The organism is Sulfurimonas sp. (assembly GCF_029027585.1).
Lineage (GTDB): Bacteria > Campylobacterota > Campylobacteria > Campylobacterales > Sulfurimonadaceae > Sulfurimonas.
On the sequence record NZ_CP093397.1, the window covers coordinates 1,403,723 to 1,419,898 of the forward strand.

Sequence of the window (16,176 nt, forward strand, 5' to 3'; positions counted from 1 at the left end):
TTAAAGAATTATATTGATTGTTTGTGAGGGGTTTGTGAGGGGTTTGTATTCTTATACTAAAGTAAATTCTTTTTTATCCAAACACTTAAAACATAAAGCCCCCAGACATGTTGTTTGAAGCCTCCATTTGATGTACTATTTATATACTCATCTAACTCTTTTGTTTTAAAAAGTCCTGTTTGTTGATTGACTTCTTTTATAAGGGAGATTTTTTTTGAGTTTATTAGGTACTCCATATACGGATTTGAGAAGCCCTTTTTCTTTCTTTGTAGTATCTCATTGTTAAGGTGAGGTTTCATTATTTGTTTTAGAAGTGATTTTGTAACGCCATCTTCATAACGAAGTTTAGGGTCTATACTAAAGATAGTAGATGCTAGTAAATGGTCTAAAAAAGGTGTTCGTGATTCAATGGAGTGAGCCATACTAACTCGGTCAAGTTTTGTTAAAAAATGCTCTGCTTGAAAAAGGTTTAGGTCGATGTAACTGTACCAGATGCTTTCATCAAAATGTTTAGATGCCTCAAACCTATCTCTATAACTCTTTAGATATTTTAGTGCATGGTTATCTTTTATATTTTGTTTCATTAGAGAATTTTTTTGAAGGTCTGTAAAGCTTTCTCCTGAAGTACGAAACAAAAGAGTGTTATCAAAGATTCTTTTGTAGTGTTCCCACTCTCTATTTTCAGAGAAGTTTGAACGAAAATATTTCTTTAACCAGTTTTTATTTTTGAGCGTAGAAGCACTTTGAATATCTAAGTATTCAAAGTATTGTCGATATCCTAAAAAAAGCTCATCACTCCCTTCTCCACTTAAAACTACTTTGTAACCATCCTTTTTTATTTCTTTAAAAAGTAGATATAAAGGTATAGATGCTGGGTCGTTTAGTGGCTCATCTAAAGTGTCTAAAACAAGTTCACTTGCATCTATAAAATCCTCCCCAGATATCTCAATAGCTTTGTTTTTTAAACCTAAAAAGTCAGCACTTCTTTTTGCATTTTCTCTCTCATCATATTTTGAAAAATCTTTGTATCCTATGGTATATGTTTGAAGGTTTAAGCCTTCTTGTAAAGCGTAGTAGTTTATAGTTGCACTATCGATGCCTCCTGAGAGTAGAGAGGCAATCGGCTCTTTTGTTCTTAGTCGCATAGAGATAGATTCTTTTAAAACTTTTTCTAAAGTATGAACTGCTTCATCTTTGTCTGTTATGATATTTGGTTTAGCATCTAGGAGGTCAAAATATCTCTGTACTTTAGAAGTTCCATTTTTGTAAGTTAAATATTCTCCAGTAGCTAATTTCTTTATGCCTTGAAAAAATGTATGAGGAGGCGAGGGAGATAAAAAAGAGAGGTAACTTAAAAGTGCGTCTTCATTCATTTGAGTTTTTTGTAAAAAAGGTTTAAGTGCTTTTATCTCAGATGCAAATATAAAACTTTTAGCATCTAGGTAAAAGAGAGGTTTTTTACCAAGTCTATCGCGAAAGAGATATAAAGTGTCTTTATCCTTTAAAGCGATAGCAAACATACCGCGTAGATGCTCAACAAAGCTAGTTCCCCATTTAAGAGACTGTGAAATAACTACTATTTCCAGTCTCATTCATATAAACACATCCAATCAAGCAATTTAAAATCAATTTTTCAGTATAATAACACCAAACAAAGCCCTGTATTTAGGCTTTTAAGGCAACTAATGAGTGAACTATATAAACAAGGTTTAAATAGAAATCAGCAATTATTATTTCCACCAAGTATTGATGATTATGTAGATGAAGATAACAATGTAAGAGCAATAGATTCTTATGTAGAATTATTAGACTTAACTAAACTGCAGTTTTCAAATACAAGAAAAAGTGATAGAGCAGATGGACAAAAAGCTTATAGTCCTAAACTACTGTTAAAAATATATATTTATGGTTATCTAAATAAGATAAGAAGTTCAAGAGCATTAGAAAAAGAGTGTAAAAGAAACCTAGAACTAATATGGCTAGCACAAGACTTAAAACCAACATATAGAACTATATCAGAGTTTAGAGCAAGGAATCCAAAAGCACTAAAACAAGTATTTAAAGAGTTTGTAGTTTTATGTAAAAATATAGATTTAATAGGGGATGGATTAAAAGCTGTTGATGGAGCATTTTTAAGAGCGAATGCCTCTAAAAATCAACTAATATTGAAAAAGACACTGGATAAAGATTTAACTAAAATTGAAACTGAAATAGAAGAGTATCTCAAATCACTAGAGTATGCAGATAAAGAGAAACAACCATCAAGTATCATTAATAAACTACCAAAAGATTTAAGAAAACTAAAATATCAACAAGAAGAGTTATCTAAAAACTTAAAACTTTTAGAAGAGATGGGTAAAACTCAATATAATAAAACAGATTCAGATGCTTCTCTTATGAAAAAACCTGCACATAACCTTATGGCATATAATTCACAGATAGTTGTAGATGATTCATTTAAATTCATAGTAGCTACTGATATTTCAACAGTAGGTAGCGATAGAGCACAACTGCATAAGATGGCAAAAGAGACTAAAGAAAATTTAGGAGTAGATAAACTAAAGATAGTAGCTGATACAGGATATTATAGTGCTAAAGAATTTAAAAAATGTAGTGAAGATAATATTAATGCTATTGTTCCTTTAGCAAATATGAGACAAGTTCAAAAAGACAAAGGTAAATTTACAAGAGATGAATTTATTTACAATGATAACAATGATTGCTATATATGTCCTAATAATTATCAACTAAAAAAAAGAATTGCACCACAAATAAAGAATGATAAAGTTAATTTCATTTATACAGGTACAAGTGCAATATGTAAAGCTTGTCCTCTCAAAGATAAATGTATACCTACAAAAGCACCATATAAACAAATATATAGATGGGAACATGAGTATATAACAGAAGCACATAATAAAAAGATGCAAACTGAAGAATCTAAAGTAATAGTCAAAAAAAGAGGTTCAATAGTTGAACATCCATTTGGAACAATTAAAAGAACTTTAGGTTGGGATCATTATCTTGTTCGTGGCAAAGAAAAAGTATCAGGTGAAAATGCACTTATCATGTTTAGCTATAACTTTAAAAGACTTTTAAATTTGATAGGTATAAATCTATTTCAAAAACTGATGATAGCTTTAAAAGATAGAGATATAAGTTCCATAAAAGAAGAAATAGCTCAATATATAGCTAACTCTTTATTATATGTAGTTTGTTTTTTTAGAATTTACTTTATGCTTAAATTTAAAAGTAGAAAAGCTATAATTTTAAGATAAAAAATCATCCCATTGGAGACCGTAAAATAAACTGTTGTTATTTCACAGTCTCTAAGATATGAAGCGATTATTACTTCACTTTCGCTTTGTGTTTTAAACTCAAAATCTTGTGAAAGTTGGACTCTTAATTCTTTGTAGTTATATATTTCTCCGTTAAATGAAAGTAAAATATTTTTGTATTTTATAGTTTTGAGTGAGTGAGTGTTTGTAATGGCAAGTTTTAGGTGCGAAAAGAAAAGGTTATTTTCTTGTGTGATGCTACTCTCATCAGGTCCTCGATGTGCTAGAAGTTGAAGCGCTTTTTTTTGCCTTTTTTTCATCATACTCTCCAATAATTCCAAAAATTGCACACATTATTTAAAAAAACCTACTGTTATATCTGCATCTAGGTAGTCATCTTTTAAAACAACTTTTTTAACTCCTAAATCTTCGGCTATCTCTTGTATATCTTTTGTTGTGAAGTAGTTATAAGTTGGGCTCTTTTTAGTTCCGTGTAAGATATTAAAAACAAAGCCCTTCTGGGATGCCTCGAAACATTTTCGTATAAAAAGATGTGTTTCAAATCTTTGTAAGGTGTTCATAGCACCACTACAAATATAATAAGTTGCTTGTGGAATCTCATCTGTGCAGATGTCAGCTATTAAAATTTCACAACCTGTATTTTCACTTGCAATGGAGTACATATCTACAAGAGAGTCGATGCCTATATATGTGAACTCTCTTTTCTTTTTAAGTGCGTAGGTGTAAAAATCTCCAAAACCACAACCAGCATCTGCTATGCTTAAGTTTTCTAGGTTTTGAGGAAGCATCTGCAGTATCATCTTAAATCTGATGTTTTGAGAGTCTTTAGAGTTCCAGTTTACGCCCTTTGGAGTTATGCCATGAATATCGATAGCTGAAGTGTAAAACTTTTTATTATCAACGCGTGGCATCTATACTCCTTAAGTAAGACATTATATAATTTTAAAGATAATTTTTTGATAAGGTTAGAAATGAGAATAGCAGTAATTGGGTTAGGTGGTGTTGGCGGTTATATTTGTGCGATGTTGTCTAAGACTTCTTTTGATGTAGTTGGTTTTGCAAGAGGTGAGCATCTGCAAAAAATAAAAAAAGATGGCATAAAGATTGTAGAAGATGAAAAAAGCTGGGTTGCATCTATAGATGCTAAAGAGTTAAAAGATGCTCATGGTTACTTTGATGTGTCTATTTTTTGTGTAAAGAGTTATGATTTAAAAAATTCTTACGAGGCTATGAAAAGCAGTCTTGATGCTAAGAGCATAGTTTTGAGTTTATCAAATGGTGTTGAACATGGAGATGATTTAAAAAAATGGAGTGAGTCTGTTGTTTTAGACTCTTGTGTTTATATCATCTCTCATTTAGAAAAAGCGGGGGTTATCAGAAAAAAAGGTGATATTTTTGCACTTGTTTGTGGTGGAGATGATAAAAGTAGTGAAATTATAAAGTCTATTTTTGATGAAGCAAATTTAAGAGCCAAAATAGCTGAGGATATTAGAGAAGCTATTTGGAAAAAGTATATTTTTATCTCTGCTTTTGCAACATTAACTAGTTACTATGATAAGAGTATGTTTTATATTTATGAAAATCATTTTGATGAGGCAAAGGCACTTTTAGTAGAGATAGCTGATGTTGCTTTTGCAAAAGGTATAGATATAAAAAATGAGGTGCAAAAAGCTTTAAATATTGCAAGTAAACTTCCTACGGACTCATCTACTTCTATGCATCTAGACTTTACAAATAAAAAAAAAGTTGAGTTAAAAACTTTGAGTAAGTTCGTTGTGGATGAAGCAAGAGCTTTTGAAATTAAGATACCGTTAATGGAAAAAATGTATAAAGAGTTAAACTCTAGGTTATAAGTTTTTTAGCATACAAGGAATATCTGAAGTATCTCGTATTTCACTAAACTTATCTATTTCTGCTTTCATAGTTTTAGTAAAATTAACGACAGATTGATTTAACTGTTCTTGTGCAGCATCTATGAGTTTTTGTTGAATTTTCTCGACACTTTTAAAATTTTTAACCGTTTTTAGGAAAAATTCTTTATCTTCTGTAAGTAAGACAATATCTTCTTTTTTAACCCATTTTCTTTCTGGTTTTCCATTTTTCATAAATTCAAAAATTACATTTGCATTGTTTTTAGATGCAATATATTTTGGAACAGGAAAGTATATAAAAGTTGATAATGGTGTTGCATGCTGTTTTTTTATTACATAGTACATACTGAAATTATATAACAATATATAGTAATTACATAGTTTTATGAGTTTTGGTATTCAAAATGGAGGTGTCTTTTTCGCTTAAAACTCCGTCTGGTGTGTTTAAAAGTAGTTCTATTTCACAGTCTAAATATTCACTTGTTGTAAGAGGAGAAAAGTTTTTGTCTTGAAAAGCTGACATTTTTGCGTTATGAACTATATCTTCAAGTAGAGTTTTTGTGGCATTTTGCGAACAAAAAGAGCCTCTTAACTTTTGATTTATATATAAGTTTACCGTAGTTGCGATTTTTTCTTTTAAAAGAGGATGCGAGGTTAGAAGTTCATTTTTATCAATACTTCTCTGGGCTTGTAAAACTTCTTGTATAGAATCACGAGCGAGTTGAAGTAATACTGAACGACTCATGCCTCTTCCTTTTTTAGTTTATAGTTGTTGATAAGTTTGATAACAATCATAACACTTATAACCTGAAATAAAGCCGCTAAGATAAAGGCATAGTAATGAAGTGTATCGATGCTAGATGCATGATAAGCAAGTGTTGCCATAGCGATAAGAAGGGTTAGCGGCATAGAGTGAGATAAGCCCATAAGTACAGAATCCCTTAATCCTATGTCTTTTATAAAAACCAAAGATGCTATGACTCTCATACAAATCATAGCTAAAGCGATGATAAAAGCTTTAGAGATTAAACCATCCATCATTAGAGCATCTAGATGAAAAGTACTACCAATATGGATAAAAAAGATAGGGATTAAAAAACCAAAACCATAAGAGGCAAGTTTTTCAGGAAGTTCATGTTTATGTTCAAAAAATGTTGGGATAAAGATACCAGCTAAAAAAGCTCCAAAAGCAAGTTCTAAATCAAGATAAAGCATCGCTCCTACAAGAAGAAAAAATATACCCATAGATAAACGAATGTCTTGTTCTTTGTTGTCTTCGTGAGGCATTAAGGCTGTTGAAACCCATGGGAACCACCAAAAAAGTAATTCAACAGCACGAAATAGTACAAACATAAATAATAAAAATAGAACAAGAGCTAAGATTGTATGAGTTAAACTTGTACCAAAACCAGAATCAAGAGCAGAGGAAGTTAGAGTTAATAGACCAATGCTAACAACTTCTCCTATCCCTCCTGCTGTCATAGATAGGTTTAGCCAAGGAGTTTTCCCATACTCTTTTGAGAGAGTTGCTACAAGTCCAACAGAAATAAGAGGAAGAAGAACCATAAAGATTTTGCCAAGGTCTAAATAAATAGAGATAGTTACGGAAAACGAGTAAAGTATGATTAGGTAAAAAATGACATTTCGCATCACTATTTTTGGTGTTTTTAGAACTTTTTTTAAGTTGATCTCAGTACCTGCAATAAACATCAAATATAAAAAACCTAACTCTGCAACTATGACAAAAAGTTCTTGGTCGTGTATGAAACCAAAATAGCCAAGCAGTGAACCTAGAATGATTTCAATGGGAGTAGTTGGAAGTTTTAAAAGTTTTGCAAAAAATGGAGAGAAGATTATAATGAGTGAGATTGTAATGATTAAAATAACATTATCACTCATAATAAGAACTCCTTAGTTTACAGTTTTGGCAATTTTTAGATTTAGTGATTGTAACATATCTAAATCTTTACTCATAACTCGACCACTTGTTGTTAAGTAGTTTCCTATCACTATGGAGTTTGCTCCATGAGAAAATATTTCGCTCTGTCTATCTCCAAACATCAACTCTCTTCCACCTGCAACCATGATTCTCTGCGCATCTGGGAGGGTATCTCTTGTTAGTTGAATGAGAGAAAAAGCTTCATCAATGCTAAGTGGATTTGGTGATAACTCTAAAGCTTCATTGTGATGGTAAAAGTTTATAGGAACTGAACTTGGGTTTAGTGAATTTAGAGATTTTAACATACTAATTCTATCTTTTTGACTTTCTCCAAGACCAAAAATACCACCTGTTATAAGAGTTAAGCCTGCCTCATTTACATTTAAACAGGTTTTATATCTCTCCCTCCAAGGGTGAGTTGTACAGATTTGAGAATAAAACGCTTCACTTGTTTCTAGGTTATGGTTATAAGCTTTAATGCCAGATGCTTTTAGTGTTAAGAGTTGTTTTAAGGTTGCTGTTCCATTACAAGCGATGAGTCTAAGTTGTGGTACTTCTTTGCTTAAAATTTTAGCGATGCTACAAACAAACTCTAAGGTTTTATCGTTTATGCCTTTATCTGCTGTAACTAAACAAAAACCTAAAGCACCATTATCTCTAGCAGTTTTTGCCTCTTTTAAAATCTCGCTCATCTCTTTTTGTTTATAACGCTCTATGTCAGCTTTATATCTTACACTTTGTGAGCAAAATTTGCAGTCTTCGTTGCATGTCCCACTATTAATATTACAAATCGAGCATAAAAAAATTTCGTTATTCATGGTTATTTCTTTCGTATGAGAAAGTTTGTTGTTTAAACTTTTCATCTTTTTTTGTTTTAGTTTTTTTTGTGTAGTGAGTTACTTCAAATGTAGCATCTGTTATTTTAAGCATCGCACATTCAGATACATTTTTACTTCTTGCACAAACTTCACCAGAATTTATAAAAAGAGAATTTCCTTTATAATCAACTTCAAACTGATGAGTATGCCCAAAGACAATCACATCTGCATCTGGGGACATATAATAAGGCATATGCATAAGTTTAAATTTTGTGTCAGCTATTTTAAAGTTATGAGGCTCTTGGACTAAGTTAAACTTTGAATGATGCTCAGCTAGATGGGCGTCATTGTTTCCATAAACAGCTATATACTCAAGTCCGCAATTTTTTAGAAGATTTAGTGTATTAAGCTCTACGATATCACCTGCATGAATAATAAACTCAGCACCATTATCTATAAGTAAATTAAGCGCATCTTGCGCCATTTGTACTTTAGAATGAGTGTCTGAGATAATTCCTATTTTCATAGTTTACTCTCCTCTTGGAGTCCTAGTTTTACATTTTACACACTCATAAACATCTTTATTTCTGTATGTTCTCTCAGCCACAACACCCTTACAGCCTTTTTCTTTACACTTTATTTTTGTTGGTTCAAACTTTGATATAAATTTGCAATCAGGATAGTTTCCACATCCCCAAAATGGTCCGCGTCTAGAGTTTTTAAGAGAAATCTCTCCTCCACAATCAGGACAAGGAGTTTCACTTACTTGACTCTCTACATCAATACTTTTTGTGTTTTTACAATCAGGATAGGCACTACATGCTAAAAATTTGCCATTTCGACCATTTTTAACAATCATCTCTTTGCCACATTTGTCACAAATCTGATCAGATGTTTCGACTTTAACTTCTACTTTGTTTCCATCTTCATCAACTTGTTCTGTATATTTACACTTTGGAAAACCACTACATGCTATGAAGTTGCCAAATCTACCAGAACGAAGAAGAAGTTCATTTTCATTACATTTTGGACAAGTTCTTCCAAGCGGTTTAGCAAGTTTAAGACTTACTATATTTTCTTTTCCTTGTGCAACTTGTTCCATAAATGGAAAGTAAAAATCACTTAAAAGTTTTTGCCAGTCACTATTGCCATTTGAAATCTCATCAAGTTTTTCTTCCATATTTGCAGTAAAAGAGATATCTACAATATTTGCGAAGTTTTTTTCTAAGATATCAGTTACAGTAAATGCCATCTCTGTTGGAACAATTTGTTTTTTTTCAATGTTTACATAAGTTCTACCACTAAGTGTTGCAATAGTTGGAGCATAAGTTGAAGGTCGTCCAACACCTTCAGCTTCTAGCTTTTTGATAAGAGATGCTTCAGAGTATCTAGCAGGAGGCTCTGTAAAGTGTTGTTCAGGTTTGATACTTTGTATCTCTGCCTTGTCTCCCTCATTTAAAGAAGGAAGAAGCTTGTCTTTATCTTCAGTTCCAGTAAGAGCGTAAAAACCATCAAAGATTAGTTTTCTTCCACTTGCTCTATATTCATTTTCTTTACCTTTAAAGATTATGCTTTGTTGCTCAAAAAGAGCGTCTGTCATTTGACAAGCCATAAATCTTTCATAGATTAAACGATAAAGTTTTATCTCATCAGCTTTTAAAAAACTCTGTGCAACTTCTGGTGTGAAGTTAAGCATAGTAGGTCGGATAGCCTCGTGAGCTTCTTGTGCATTTTTTGATTTTTTGTTGTAAGTTTTTGCTTGGGGCGGAAGATATTTAGCTCCAAAACGATTTTCAATGATTCCACGAACAGCATAGACAGCTTCATTTGCTAAGTTTAAAGAATCCGTTCTCATATAAGTTATAACACCACTTGTTCCATCTGGAGTTTTTACACCTTCATAAAGTGACTGTGCTACCATCATAGTTTTTTTAGGAGTAAATCCTAGTTTGGACGATGCAGTTTGTTGAAGAGTTGAAGTCATAAATGGAGGAGGAGTTGAACTTTTTCTCTGTTTTGTTTCAATCTTTGAGATTATAAAAGAGTCAGCATCTATACTTTTAGTTATAAGTGTTGCATCATTTTTGTTCTCGATAGAGAGTTTTGTAAGTTTATCTCCCATATGAGATATAAGAGTGGCATCTATATCTTTTGTAAAGATAGTATCGATTGACCAATACTCAACAGGAACAAAGGCTTTTATCTCTCTTTCTCTATCTACAACAAGTTTTAGAGTTGAAGACTGAACACGACCACCTGAAAGACCTTTTTGAATCTTAGATGCTAAAAGAGGCGAGAGTTTATAACCAACAACACGGTCAAGCATACGACGAGCTTGTTGCGCATTTACCATATTCATATCTATCTTTCGTGCAGAATCAAGAGCGTGTTTTATAGCTGTTTTTGTGATTTCATGAAAAACTATACGGGGAAGTTCCATAGGATCTTTTTTTATTGCATGAGCAATATGCCAACCAATAGCTTCACCCTCGCGGTCCTCATCGGTCGCGATATAGATAGTGTCAGCTTTTTTGGCCAGCGCCTTTATCTCTTTAACAATAGCAGAGTTTTCTTTTGCAACTGAATAAGCAGGAATAAGATGATTAGTATCTTCATCAATAGTTATACCAAATCTTGATTTTGGTAAATCTCGTATATGACCTTTAGAAGCAATAACTTCATAACCTTTACCTAAAAAGTTCTTTATAGTTCTAGCTTTAGCGGGTGACTCGACAATAATTAAGTTCAAATAGTTTTCCTATATATAGTATAGTGATTATTTTAGATTTGGAAGTGTAGCAAAAAAAAGTTAAATAAAAGAAATTGGTAAATTTACTAAAGTAATAGTTTATAGTACCGATATACATAATATATCAAGGCAAGGAAGCCAAGATACAAAATTAACTAGAGCGAAAGGCTCTTACCCTAAAAGGATTTATTATGGGATTTAGAATTAACACAAACATTGCGGCAATGAACGCACACAGAAACTCACAGATGACTAACTTAGGACTAGATAAGAGTCTTAACTCACTATCTTCAGGTTTAAGAATTAACAAAGCAGCTGATGATGCATCTGGTATGGCTATTGCGGATTCACTTCGTCAACAATCACAAGGCTTAGGTCAAGCGATTGCAAATGCAAATGATGGTATTGGTGTTACTCAAACAGCAGATGGTGCTTTAGATGAGTATATTAATATAGCAAACACTATTAGAACAAAAAGTATTCAAGCAGCTTCTGATGGTCAAACATTAAATAGTAGAAAAGCTATTCAAGAAGATATTAACAGATTAATGGAAGAAGCTCAAAATATTGCTTCAACAACTTCATTTAATGGTCAAGCACTTTTAAATGGTGGATTTGAGCATAAACAATTTCATATTGGTGCTTACTCTGGTGAAACTGTAAAACTTTCTATTGAAGATACTCAAACTGCTCAAGTTGGTAAATTTGCTTTGACTTCTGGTACAGTAAATGCCGCTAAAACAGTTGGAGATGGTGCTTCTGCTATTGTTCTTGATGTTACAGTAACAAATGCTGATGGTACAACAGACCAAGTTAGCGTTACAGGTTCAATTGCAACTGGTGCTACAACAAGTGCCCAAAATACACAAGCTATCGCTGATTTATTTAATGCAAAAGCTCAAACAAGTGGAGCAGATGTTAGAGCTAGTACTTATGAAACATCTACTGCAGGAGAGTATGCTCTTCGTTTAGATTCAGGTTCAGATATAACAGTTACTACTCAAACTTTTGATGGTACAGGTATGGGGCTTGCAAGTACAGATAAAAGTTTAGACAATAACTTTAGTAAAATTGATGTAACAACTCAAGATGGAGCTGAAAAAGCAATCATCACTTCTGATTATGCTCTAAGACATCTTGATAAAACAAGAAGTGACATTGGTTCTGTTCAGAATCAACTTGAATCTACAATCAGAAATATTTCTGTAACTCAAGTAAATGTACAAGCAGCGGAATCTCAAATTCGTGATGTTGACTTTGCAGCAGAAAGTGCAAACTTTGCAAAACTAAACATCTTAGCTCAGTCTGGTTCATATGCAATGAGTCAAGCTAATGCTGTTCAGCAAAATGTATTAAGATTATTACAATAGTAATTAATCTTTAACTTCTTATTCCCAAGTTTTACTTGGGAATACATATAAAATTACTTTTCTCTTTACTCTTCAAATCTTTTGGAACACACATTGCTTTAAATCATAATATACCTCTCAGAAAGGATTTATTATGGGATTTAGAATTAACACAAACATTGCGGCAATGAACGCGCATAGAAACTCACAGATGACAAACTTAGGACTAGATAAGAGTCTTAACTCACTATCTTCAGGTTTAAGAATTAACAAAGCAGCAGATGATGCATCTGGTATGGCTATTGCGGATTCACTTCGTCAACAAGCTCAAGGCTTAGGTCAAGCGATTGCAAATGCGAATGATGGTATTGGTGTTGCCCAAACAGCAGATGGTGCTTTAGATGAATATATAAATATATCAAATATTATAAGAACTAAAGCTATTCAAGCGGCATCTGATGGACAAACACTTCAAACTCGTGCAGCTATTCAAAATGATATTAGCAGATTAATGGAAGAAGCACAGAATATCGCTTCAACAACTTCATTTAATGGACAATCGCTTTTAAATGGTGCTTTTACAAATAAAGCATTTCATATTGGTGCGTACTCAGGTGAAACTGTAAAAATATCTATAGAAGACACTCAAGTAGCCAAAGTTGGAAAATTTGCATTAACCTCAGGTACAGTAATAGCCGCCAAAACTGCTGGAGATGGTGCTTCTGCTATTGTTCTTGATGTTACAATAACAAATGCTGATGGCACAACAGATCAAGTTAGCATTACTGGTTCAGTCGCAACTGGTGGAACAACAAGTGCTCAAAATGCACAAGTTGTTGTTGATTTATTTAATGCACAAGCTCAATCAGTTGGAGCAGATGTTAGAGCTAGTGCTTACGAAACATCAACAGCAGGTGAATATGGAATTCGTTTAGATTCAGGATCAGATATAACAGTTACTACTCAAACTTTTGATGGTGCTGGTATGGGACTTACGGCAGATACAGATATAGACCTGACCAATAACTTTAGTACAATAGATGTTACAACCCAAGATGGAGCTGAAAAAGCCATTATTATTGCGGATTATACTTTAAGACAGATGGACAAAACAAGAAGTGATATTGGTTCTGTTCAGAATCAACTTGAATCTACAATCAGAAATATTTCTGTAACTCAAGTAAATGTACAAGCAGCGGAATCTCAAATTCGTGATGTTGACTTTGCAGCAGAAAGTGCAAACTTTGCAAAACTAAACATCTTAGCTCAGTCTGGTTCATATGCAATGAGTCAAGCTAATGCTGTTCAACAGAATGTATTAAAACTACTTCAGTAGTTTTAATACTCTTCATTTATAGTTTTATCTAACTCAATCTCGTACAATTCTATTAGTCTGTAGAGTTGTATTGTAATAATTTTTTTCATTTTCTTGATATGTTTTTTATGATTATTTAACTCTTTTGTATTAAAAATATCTATAACAGTTGAAGCGATACCTAAAAAATAAATAGTCAGTATCTCTCTTAACTCACTTTCATAAGAATTTAAAATATTTTGCATTAAATGCATATAATTTTGTAGAAAAATATCTTTATTTGAAGAAGCGCTTTGGGAAAATTTTTCTATGAAATTATGAAACTTTTTAATTTGTATTGCTTTTTTGTCTAGTTCAATTAATTCATCCGATGATAATTCAGCAAAAGAATAAGCATTAAACATGTTTAAAAGTTGTGATTGCAGATGAGTTTTATCTAAATCAGTAAGATTAATATTTGAAGCTTTTAGTGGTATAGTTTGCTCAAAAAAAGCGCCATCGCTTAAATTATAAATATTTTGATTATCTGATTTGAAGCTGTGAGTATAACCATTTAGTTTTGGAATTGATGTTGCTAATAATGGGGTGCTTGATACGATATCTTTGAAATTACCTTTCACCTGAAGTACTGTATCTGAAATAGAAACACTCGTTTGAATTTCATTTACTTTTGATGTATCTAGTGAACTGGACCTGTGGTGGTCTTTTGCATGAGTTGAACCATCATCTGAGAGTGCAAAATCTAAGCCAAGTAGATAAGTTTGCTGAGTATTAAAAATAAGCGAGATTGCATATGCAAACTCTCCAACACTCGAAGAAACAAGTCTGGTATTAAAAAGCCTGTATGCTGTTCTATCTTCAGTTAGATATATCTTATCTTTATCAAATTTTTCAAAAAGTATATCTGGAACTGAAGCACTAAAAATAAAGATAGAATTGTGTAAAAAATCTAAATTATCAAATGAGTTGATAAGATTTACAGTTTCAGTAACTTTTTCATCTATTTGAATAACTATATCAGGCTTTATATTGACTTTATTTAGTGTTTTTAGTGCAGCAAATACAGTAACTAAGATAAATTTCTCTTTATTCGTTTTTAACCAATCTATGTTTGTATGAAGTGATGGACCAGCACCGATGATAAGTATGGGCTTATTTGATAAAAATTTCTCGTTATTTTTTTTACTTAGTTCTAAAAATTTATAGTTGTCTTTTAGCTTTGATAAGATAGATATATTTTTATGTAATAGATACTCGATAGGGTAACTTGTTTCAGTCCTTGATACAAGTAGAGTTTGAATCTCTTTTATTTTTTGATCACTTGCATGAGAAAATAATGAAAATTTTAGATGATAGTTATGTATAAATGATTTTGAATAAAATGTATTAAATTCATTATGAAATTCATCTTTATTTTGAGCCACTGAGAAATATACAATTTTTTCAGCTAATATATCTTGATAATTGAGTGTAAAAAGAGAGAGTCTAAAAAGTTCTATGTCATCTTCGACAATAAGTAAGAGTTTTGCACCAGTTTTATCTAGAATTTTTGGTATATGTAAGCCCAGTCCAACTCCTAAAAATATAAACTTTTGCATTTCTATGAATTGCATAGAAGCATCAACGGCTGAGTCATGGTAGTGCATAATTGGTGCTGTCGTTGCGTAGGTAGTTAGTGCATCCTCTCGTTCTAGTTTATCAAGAGCCTTTTGTGTAAATGAAAGGTTATAACCACTTTTAAAAGATTGATTATTTTTTTTAAAGTTTATCTTTTTTGTTAGTTCTTGCGAAAATTTTTCAGAGTTTTGGTTGTATAAATATGCCCCACTAGACAATTCTACTACATCAAAATAACCATCTTTATATTCTAAATCATATTTTTGAGGGTATCTTCCATCTGATATTAGTGTATCCAATGCTACAAGTTTATTATAGATGGTTTTATAGTTTTTTTCAAAGTATGTCATATTTATTTGGTAATTTGAAACAGCTAGCTCTTCAATATTTTGCACTATATCTCCTCATTATTAGTATGAATTATAGCAAATATATTCTGTTTTATGGTATGAAACTTGCTAAATAATTCCTATGAATAGTAAATTTATAATAGATTCTAATACAAATATTTTAATAGCAATGCAGAAGATAGATGCTAATAAAGAAAACTTTTTATTGTGTGTTAATAATGAAGGTATATTAGATGGTACTTTAACAGACGGAGATATCCGTCGCTTCATTGTAAAAAACAAAAACCTTAATATTGATGTAACAGATGTGATGTCTAAGAGTTTTGAATCATTAGATATAAATGATACATTTAGAGATATAGCGCAAAAGTTTAAATCACGCAGGATTAAATTTCTTCCAATATTAAAAAATAAAAAAATAAAAAATATTTTAACAAAAAAACAATTTCATATAATGCTACTAGAAGATATAGAGATAGATTTGCTTAAAGATTTTTCTATCTATGATAACAAGATATTAGAGCATGAAATTTATAATAAACCTTGGGGTTTTTACAAAAGTACACTTTACACAGAGATGGCTCAATCAAAGATAATAACAGTATTTCCAAATGAAGAGTTAAGTCTGCAAGAGCATAAAAAAAGAGAAGAACACTGGGTAATCATAAAAGGTAAGGCAAAAGTTATCTTAGGTGACTCAGAGTTACTTTTAAATGCTGGAAAATATGTATATATTCCAAAGAGTGTAAAGCATCAGATAGTGAATTTAAGCAAGAATGAGAACTTAATTTTTGCAGAGGTTCAACTAGGTGAATACTTTGGAGAAGATGATATCATTAGATACACAGATAAGTACAATAGGATATAAG

General features: G+C 31.8%; 13 protein-coding genes and 4 pseudogenes. 7 read left to right on the plus strand and 10 right to left on the minus strand.

From position 1 onward, the window contains the following. Nucleotides 1–56 precede the first annotated feature (56 nt). Nucleotides 57–1,592 (minus strand): asparagine synthase (glutamine-hydrolyzing), encoded by a 1,536-nt coding sequence (gene asnB, locus MOV50_RS07255; protein ID WP_321777246.1) that lies wholly within the window; start codon nucleotides 1,590–1,592, stop codon nucleotides 57–59. A gap of 93 nt (nucleotides 1,593–1,685) precedes the next feature. Here asnB and MOV50_RS07260 point away from each other — a divergent pair, with 93 nt between their 5' ends. Next, nucleotides 1,686–3,278, plus strand: a complete 1,593-nt coding sequence (locus MOV50_RS07260) for an IS1182 family transposase (protein WP_321777247.1) — start codon at nucleotides 1,686–1,688, stop codon at nucleotides 3,276–3,278. On the opposite strand, the gene MOV50_RS07265 is transcribed toward MOV50_RS07260, so the two are convergent. Both MOV50_RS07265 and MOV50_RS07270 read right to left on the minus strand, forming a co-directional pair. Continuing rightward, complete coding sequence (locus MOV50_RS07265; protein ID WP_321777248.1) at nucleotides 3,230–3,598, minus strand: hypothetical protein; 369 nt, start codon at nucleotides 3,596–3,598, stop codon at nucleotides 3,230–3,232. The genes MOV50_RS07260 and MOV50_RS07265 overlap by 49 nt on opposite strands. Before the next feature lie 33 nt (nucleotides 3,599–3,631). Continuing rightward, nucleotides 3,632–4,210: a class I SAM-dependent methyltransferase gene (locus tag MOV50_RS07270; protein ID WP_321777249.1), complete on the minus strand. Its 579-nt coding sequence runs from the start codon at nucleotides 4,208–4,210 to the stop codon at nucleotides 3,632–3,634. 60 nt (nucleotides 4,211–4,270) lie between these two features. On the opposite strand from MOV50_RS07270, the gene MOV50_RS07275 reads away from it, so the two are divergent. Further along, a complete protein-coding gene (locus tag MOV50_RS07275; protein WP_321777250.1) occupies nucleotides 4,271–5,152 on the plus strand; it encodes a 2-dehydropantoate 2-reductase in 882 nt (293 codons plus the stop codon). Here the strand turns inward: MOV50_RS07275 and MOV50_RS07280 are convergent. From MOV50_RS07280 to topA, 6 genes are read right to left on the minus strand one after another with little or no spacing between them, the layout of a single operon-like run. Further along, complete coding sequence (locus tag MOV50_RS07280) at nucleotides 5,147–5,515, minus strand: hypothetical protein (RefSeq protein WP_321777251.1); 369 nt, start codon at nucleotides 5,513–5,515, stop codon at nucleotides 5,147–5,149. The genes MOV50_RS07275 and MOV50_RS07280 overlap by 6 nt on opposite strands. 28 nt (nucleotides 5,516–5,543) lie before the next feature. Then, on the minus strand, nucleotides 5,544–5,915 hold the full coding sequence (locus MOV50_RS07285; protein ID WP_321777252.1) for an AMMECR1 domain-containing protein: 372 nt from the start codon (nucleotides 5,913–5,915) through the stop codon (nucleotides 5,544–5,546). Continuing rightward, the gene (locus MOV50_RS07290) at nucleotides 5,912–7,069 is read right to left on the minus strand and encodes a cation:proton antiporter (RefSeq protein ID WP_321777253.1); all 1,158 of its coding nucleotides are present in this window, start codon (nucleotides 7,067–7,069) and stop codon (nucleotides 5,912–5,914) included. The genes MOV50_RS07285 and MOV50_RS07290 overlap by 4 nt, the downstream gene beginning before the upstream one ends. 12 nt (nucleotides 7,070–7,081) lie before the next feature. Further along, nucleotides 7,082–7,927 (minus strand): biotin synthase, encoded by an 846-nt coding sequence (locus MOV50_RS07295; RefSeq protein WP_321777254.1) that lies wholly within the window; start codon nucleotides 7,925–7,927, stop codon nucleotides 7,082–7,084. Continuing rightward, nucleotides 7,920–8,453 (minus strand): YfcE family phosphodiesterase, encoded by a 534-nt coding sequence (locus tag MOV50_RS07300; RefSeq protein ID WP_321777255.1) that lies wholly within the window; start codon nucleotides 8,451–8,453, stop codon nucleotides 7,920–7,922. The genes MOV50_RS07295 and MOV50_RS07300 overlap by 8 nt, the downstream gene beginning before the upstream one ends. A gap of 3 nt (nucleotides 8,454–8,456) precedes the next feature. Further along, nucleotides 8,457–10,676: a type I DNA topoisomerase gene (gene topA / locus MOV50_RS07305; protein ID WP_321777256.1), complete on the minus strand. Its 2,220-nt coding sequence runs from the start codon at nucleotides 10,674–10,676 to the stop codon at nucleotides 8,457–8,459. Nucleotides 10,677–10,924: 248 nt separating this feature from the next. Here topA and MOV50_RS13495 point away from each other — a divergent pair. The 4 pseudogenes from MOV50_RS13495 to MOV50_RS13510 form a co-directional block, all read left to right on the plus strand. Further along, nucleotides 10,925–11,230 (plus strand): annotated as a pseudogene (locus tag MOV50_RS13495) (flagellin); the annotation flags it as partial. A 576-nt stretch (nucleotides 11,231–11,806) separates the two neighbouring features. Next, nucleotides 11,807–12,046: pseudogene (locus MOV50_RS13500) on the plus strand (flagellin); the annotation flags it as partial. Between the two features lie 190 nt (nucleotides 12,047–12,236). Continuing rightward, nucleotides 12,237–12,548 (plus strand): annotated as a pseudogene (locus MOV50_RS13505) (flagellin); the annotation flags it as partial. Between the two features lie 519 nt (nucleotides 12,549–13,067). Next, nucleotides 13,068–13,361, plus strand: a pseudogene (locus MOV50_RS13510) (flagellin); the annotation flags it as partial. Nucleotides 13,362–13,363: 2 nt separating this feature from the next. Here the strand turns inward: MOV50_RS13510 and MOV50_RS07320 are convergent. Next, entirely contained in the window at nucleotides 13,364–15,352 is a 1,989-nt protein-coding gene (locus MOV50_RS07320) for a 6-hydroxymethylpterin diphosphokinase MptE-like protein (protein WP_321777259.1), read from the minus strand. Nucleotides 15,353–15,428: 76 nt separating this feature from the next. Here MOV50_RS07320 and MOV50_RS07325 point away from each other — a divergent pair, with 76 nt between their 5' ends. Further along, entirely contained in the window at nucleotides 15,429–16,175 is a 747-nt protein-coding gene (locus MOV50_RS07325) for a CBS domain-containing protein (RefSeq protein WP_321777260.1), read from the plus strand. Nucleotide 16,176: the final 1 nt, after the last annotated feature.

Excerpts from the sequence above, each read along its gene's own strand:
- MOV50_RS07275 (WP_321777250.1), top strand. The coding sequence starts at position 4,271 with ATGAGAATAGCAGTAATTGGGTTAGGTGGTGTTGGCGGTTATATTTGT.
- MOV50_RS07260 (WP_321777247.1), top strand. The coding sequence starts at position 1,686 with ATGAGTGAACTATATAAACAAGGTTTAAATAGAAATCAGCAATTATTA.
- MOV50_RS07325 (WP_321777260.1), top strand. The coding sequence starts at position 15,429 with ATGAATAGTAAATTTATAATAGATTCTAATACAAATATTTTAATAGCA.
- MOV50_RS07285 (WP_321777252.1), bottom strand. The coding sequence starts at position 5,915 with ATGAGTCGTTCAGTATTACTTCAACTCGCTCGTGATTCTATACAAGAA.
- MOV50_RS07295 (WP_321777254.1), bottom strand. The coding sequence starts at position 7,927 with ATGAATAACGAAATTTTTTTATGCTCGATTTGTAATATTAATAGTGGG.
- MOV50_RS07280 (WP_321777251.1), bottom strand. The coding sequence starts at position 5,515 with ATGTACTATGTAATAAAAAAACAGCATGCAACACCATTATCAACTTTT.
- asnB (WP_321777246.1), bottom strand. The coding sequence starts at position 1,592 with ATGAGACTGGAAATAGTAGTTATTTCACAGTCTCTTAAATGGGGAACT.
- MOV50_RS07290 (WP_321777253.1), bottom strand. The coding sequence starts at position 7,069 with ATGAGTGATAATGTTATTTTAATCATTACAATCTCACTCATTATAATC.
- MOV50_RS07300 (WP_321777255.1), bottom strand. The coding sequence starts at position 8,453 with ATGAAAATAGGAATTATCTCAGACACTCATTCTAAAGTACAAATGGCG.
- MOV50_RS07270 (WP_321777249.1), bottom strand. The coding sequence starts at position 4,210 with ATGCCACGCGTTGATAATAAAAAGTTTTACACTTCAGCTATCGATATT.
- MOV50_RS07265 (WP_321777248.1), bottom strand. The coding sequence starts at position 3,598 with ATGAAAAAAAGGCAAAAAAAAGCGCTTCAACTTCTAGCACATCGAGGA.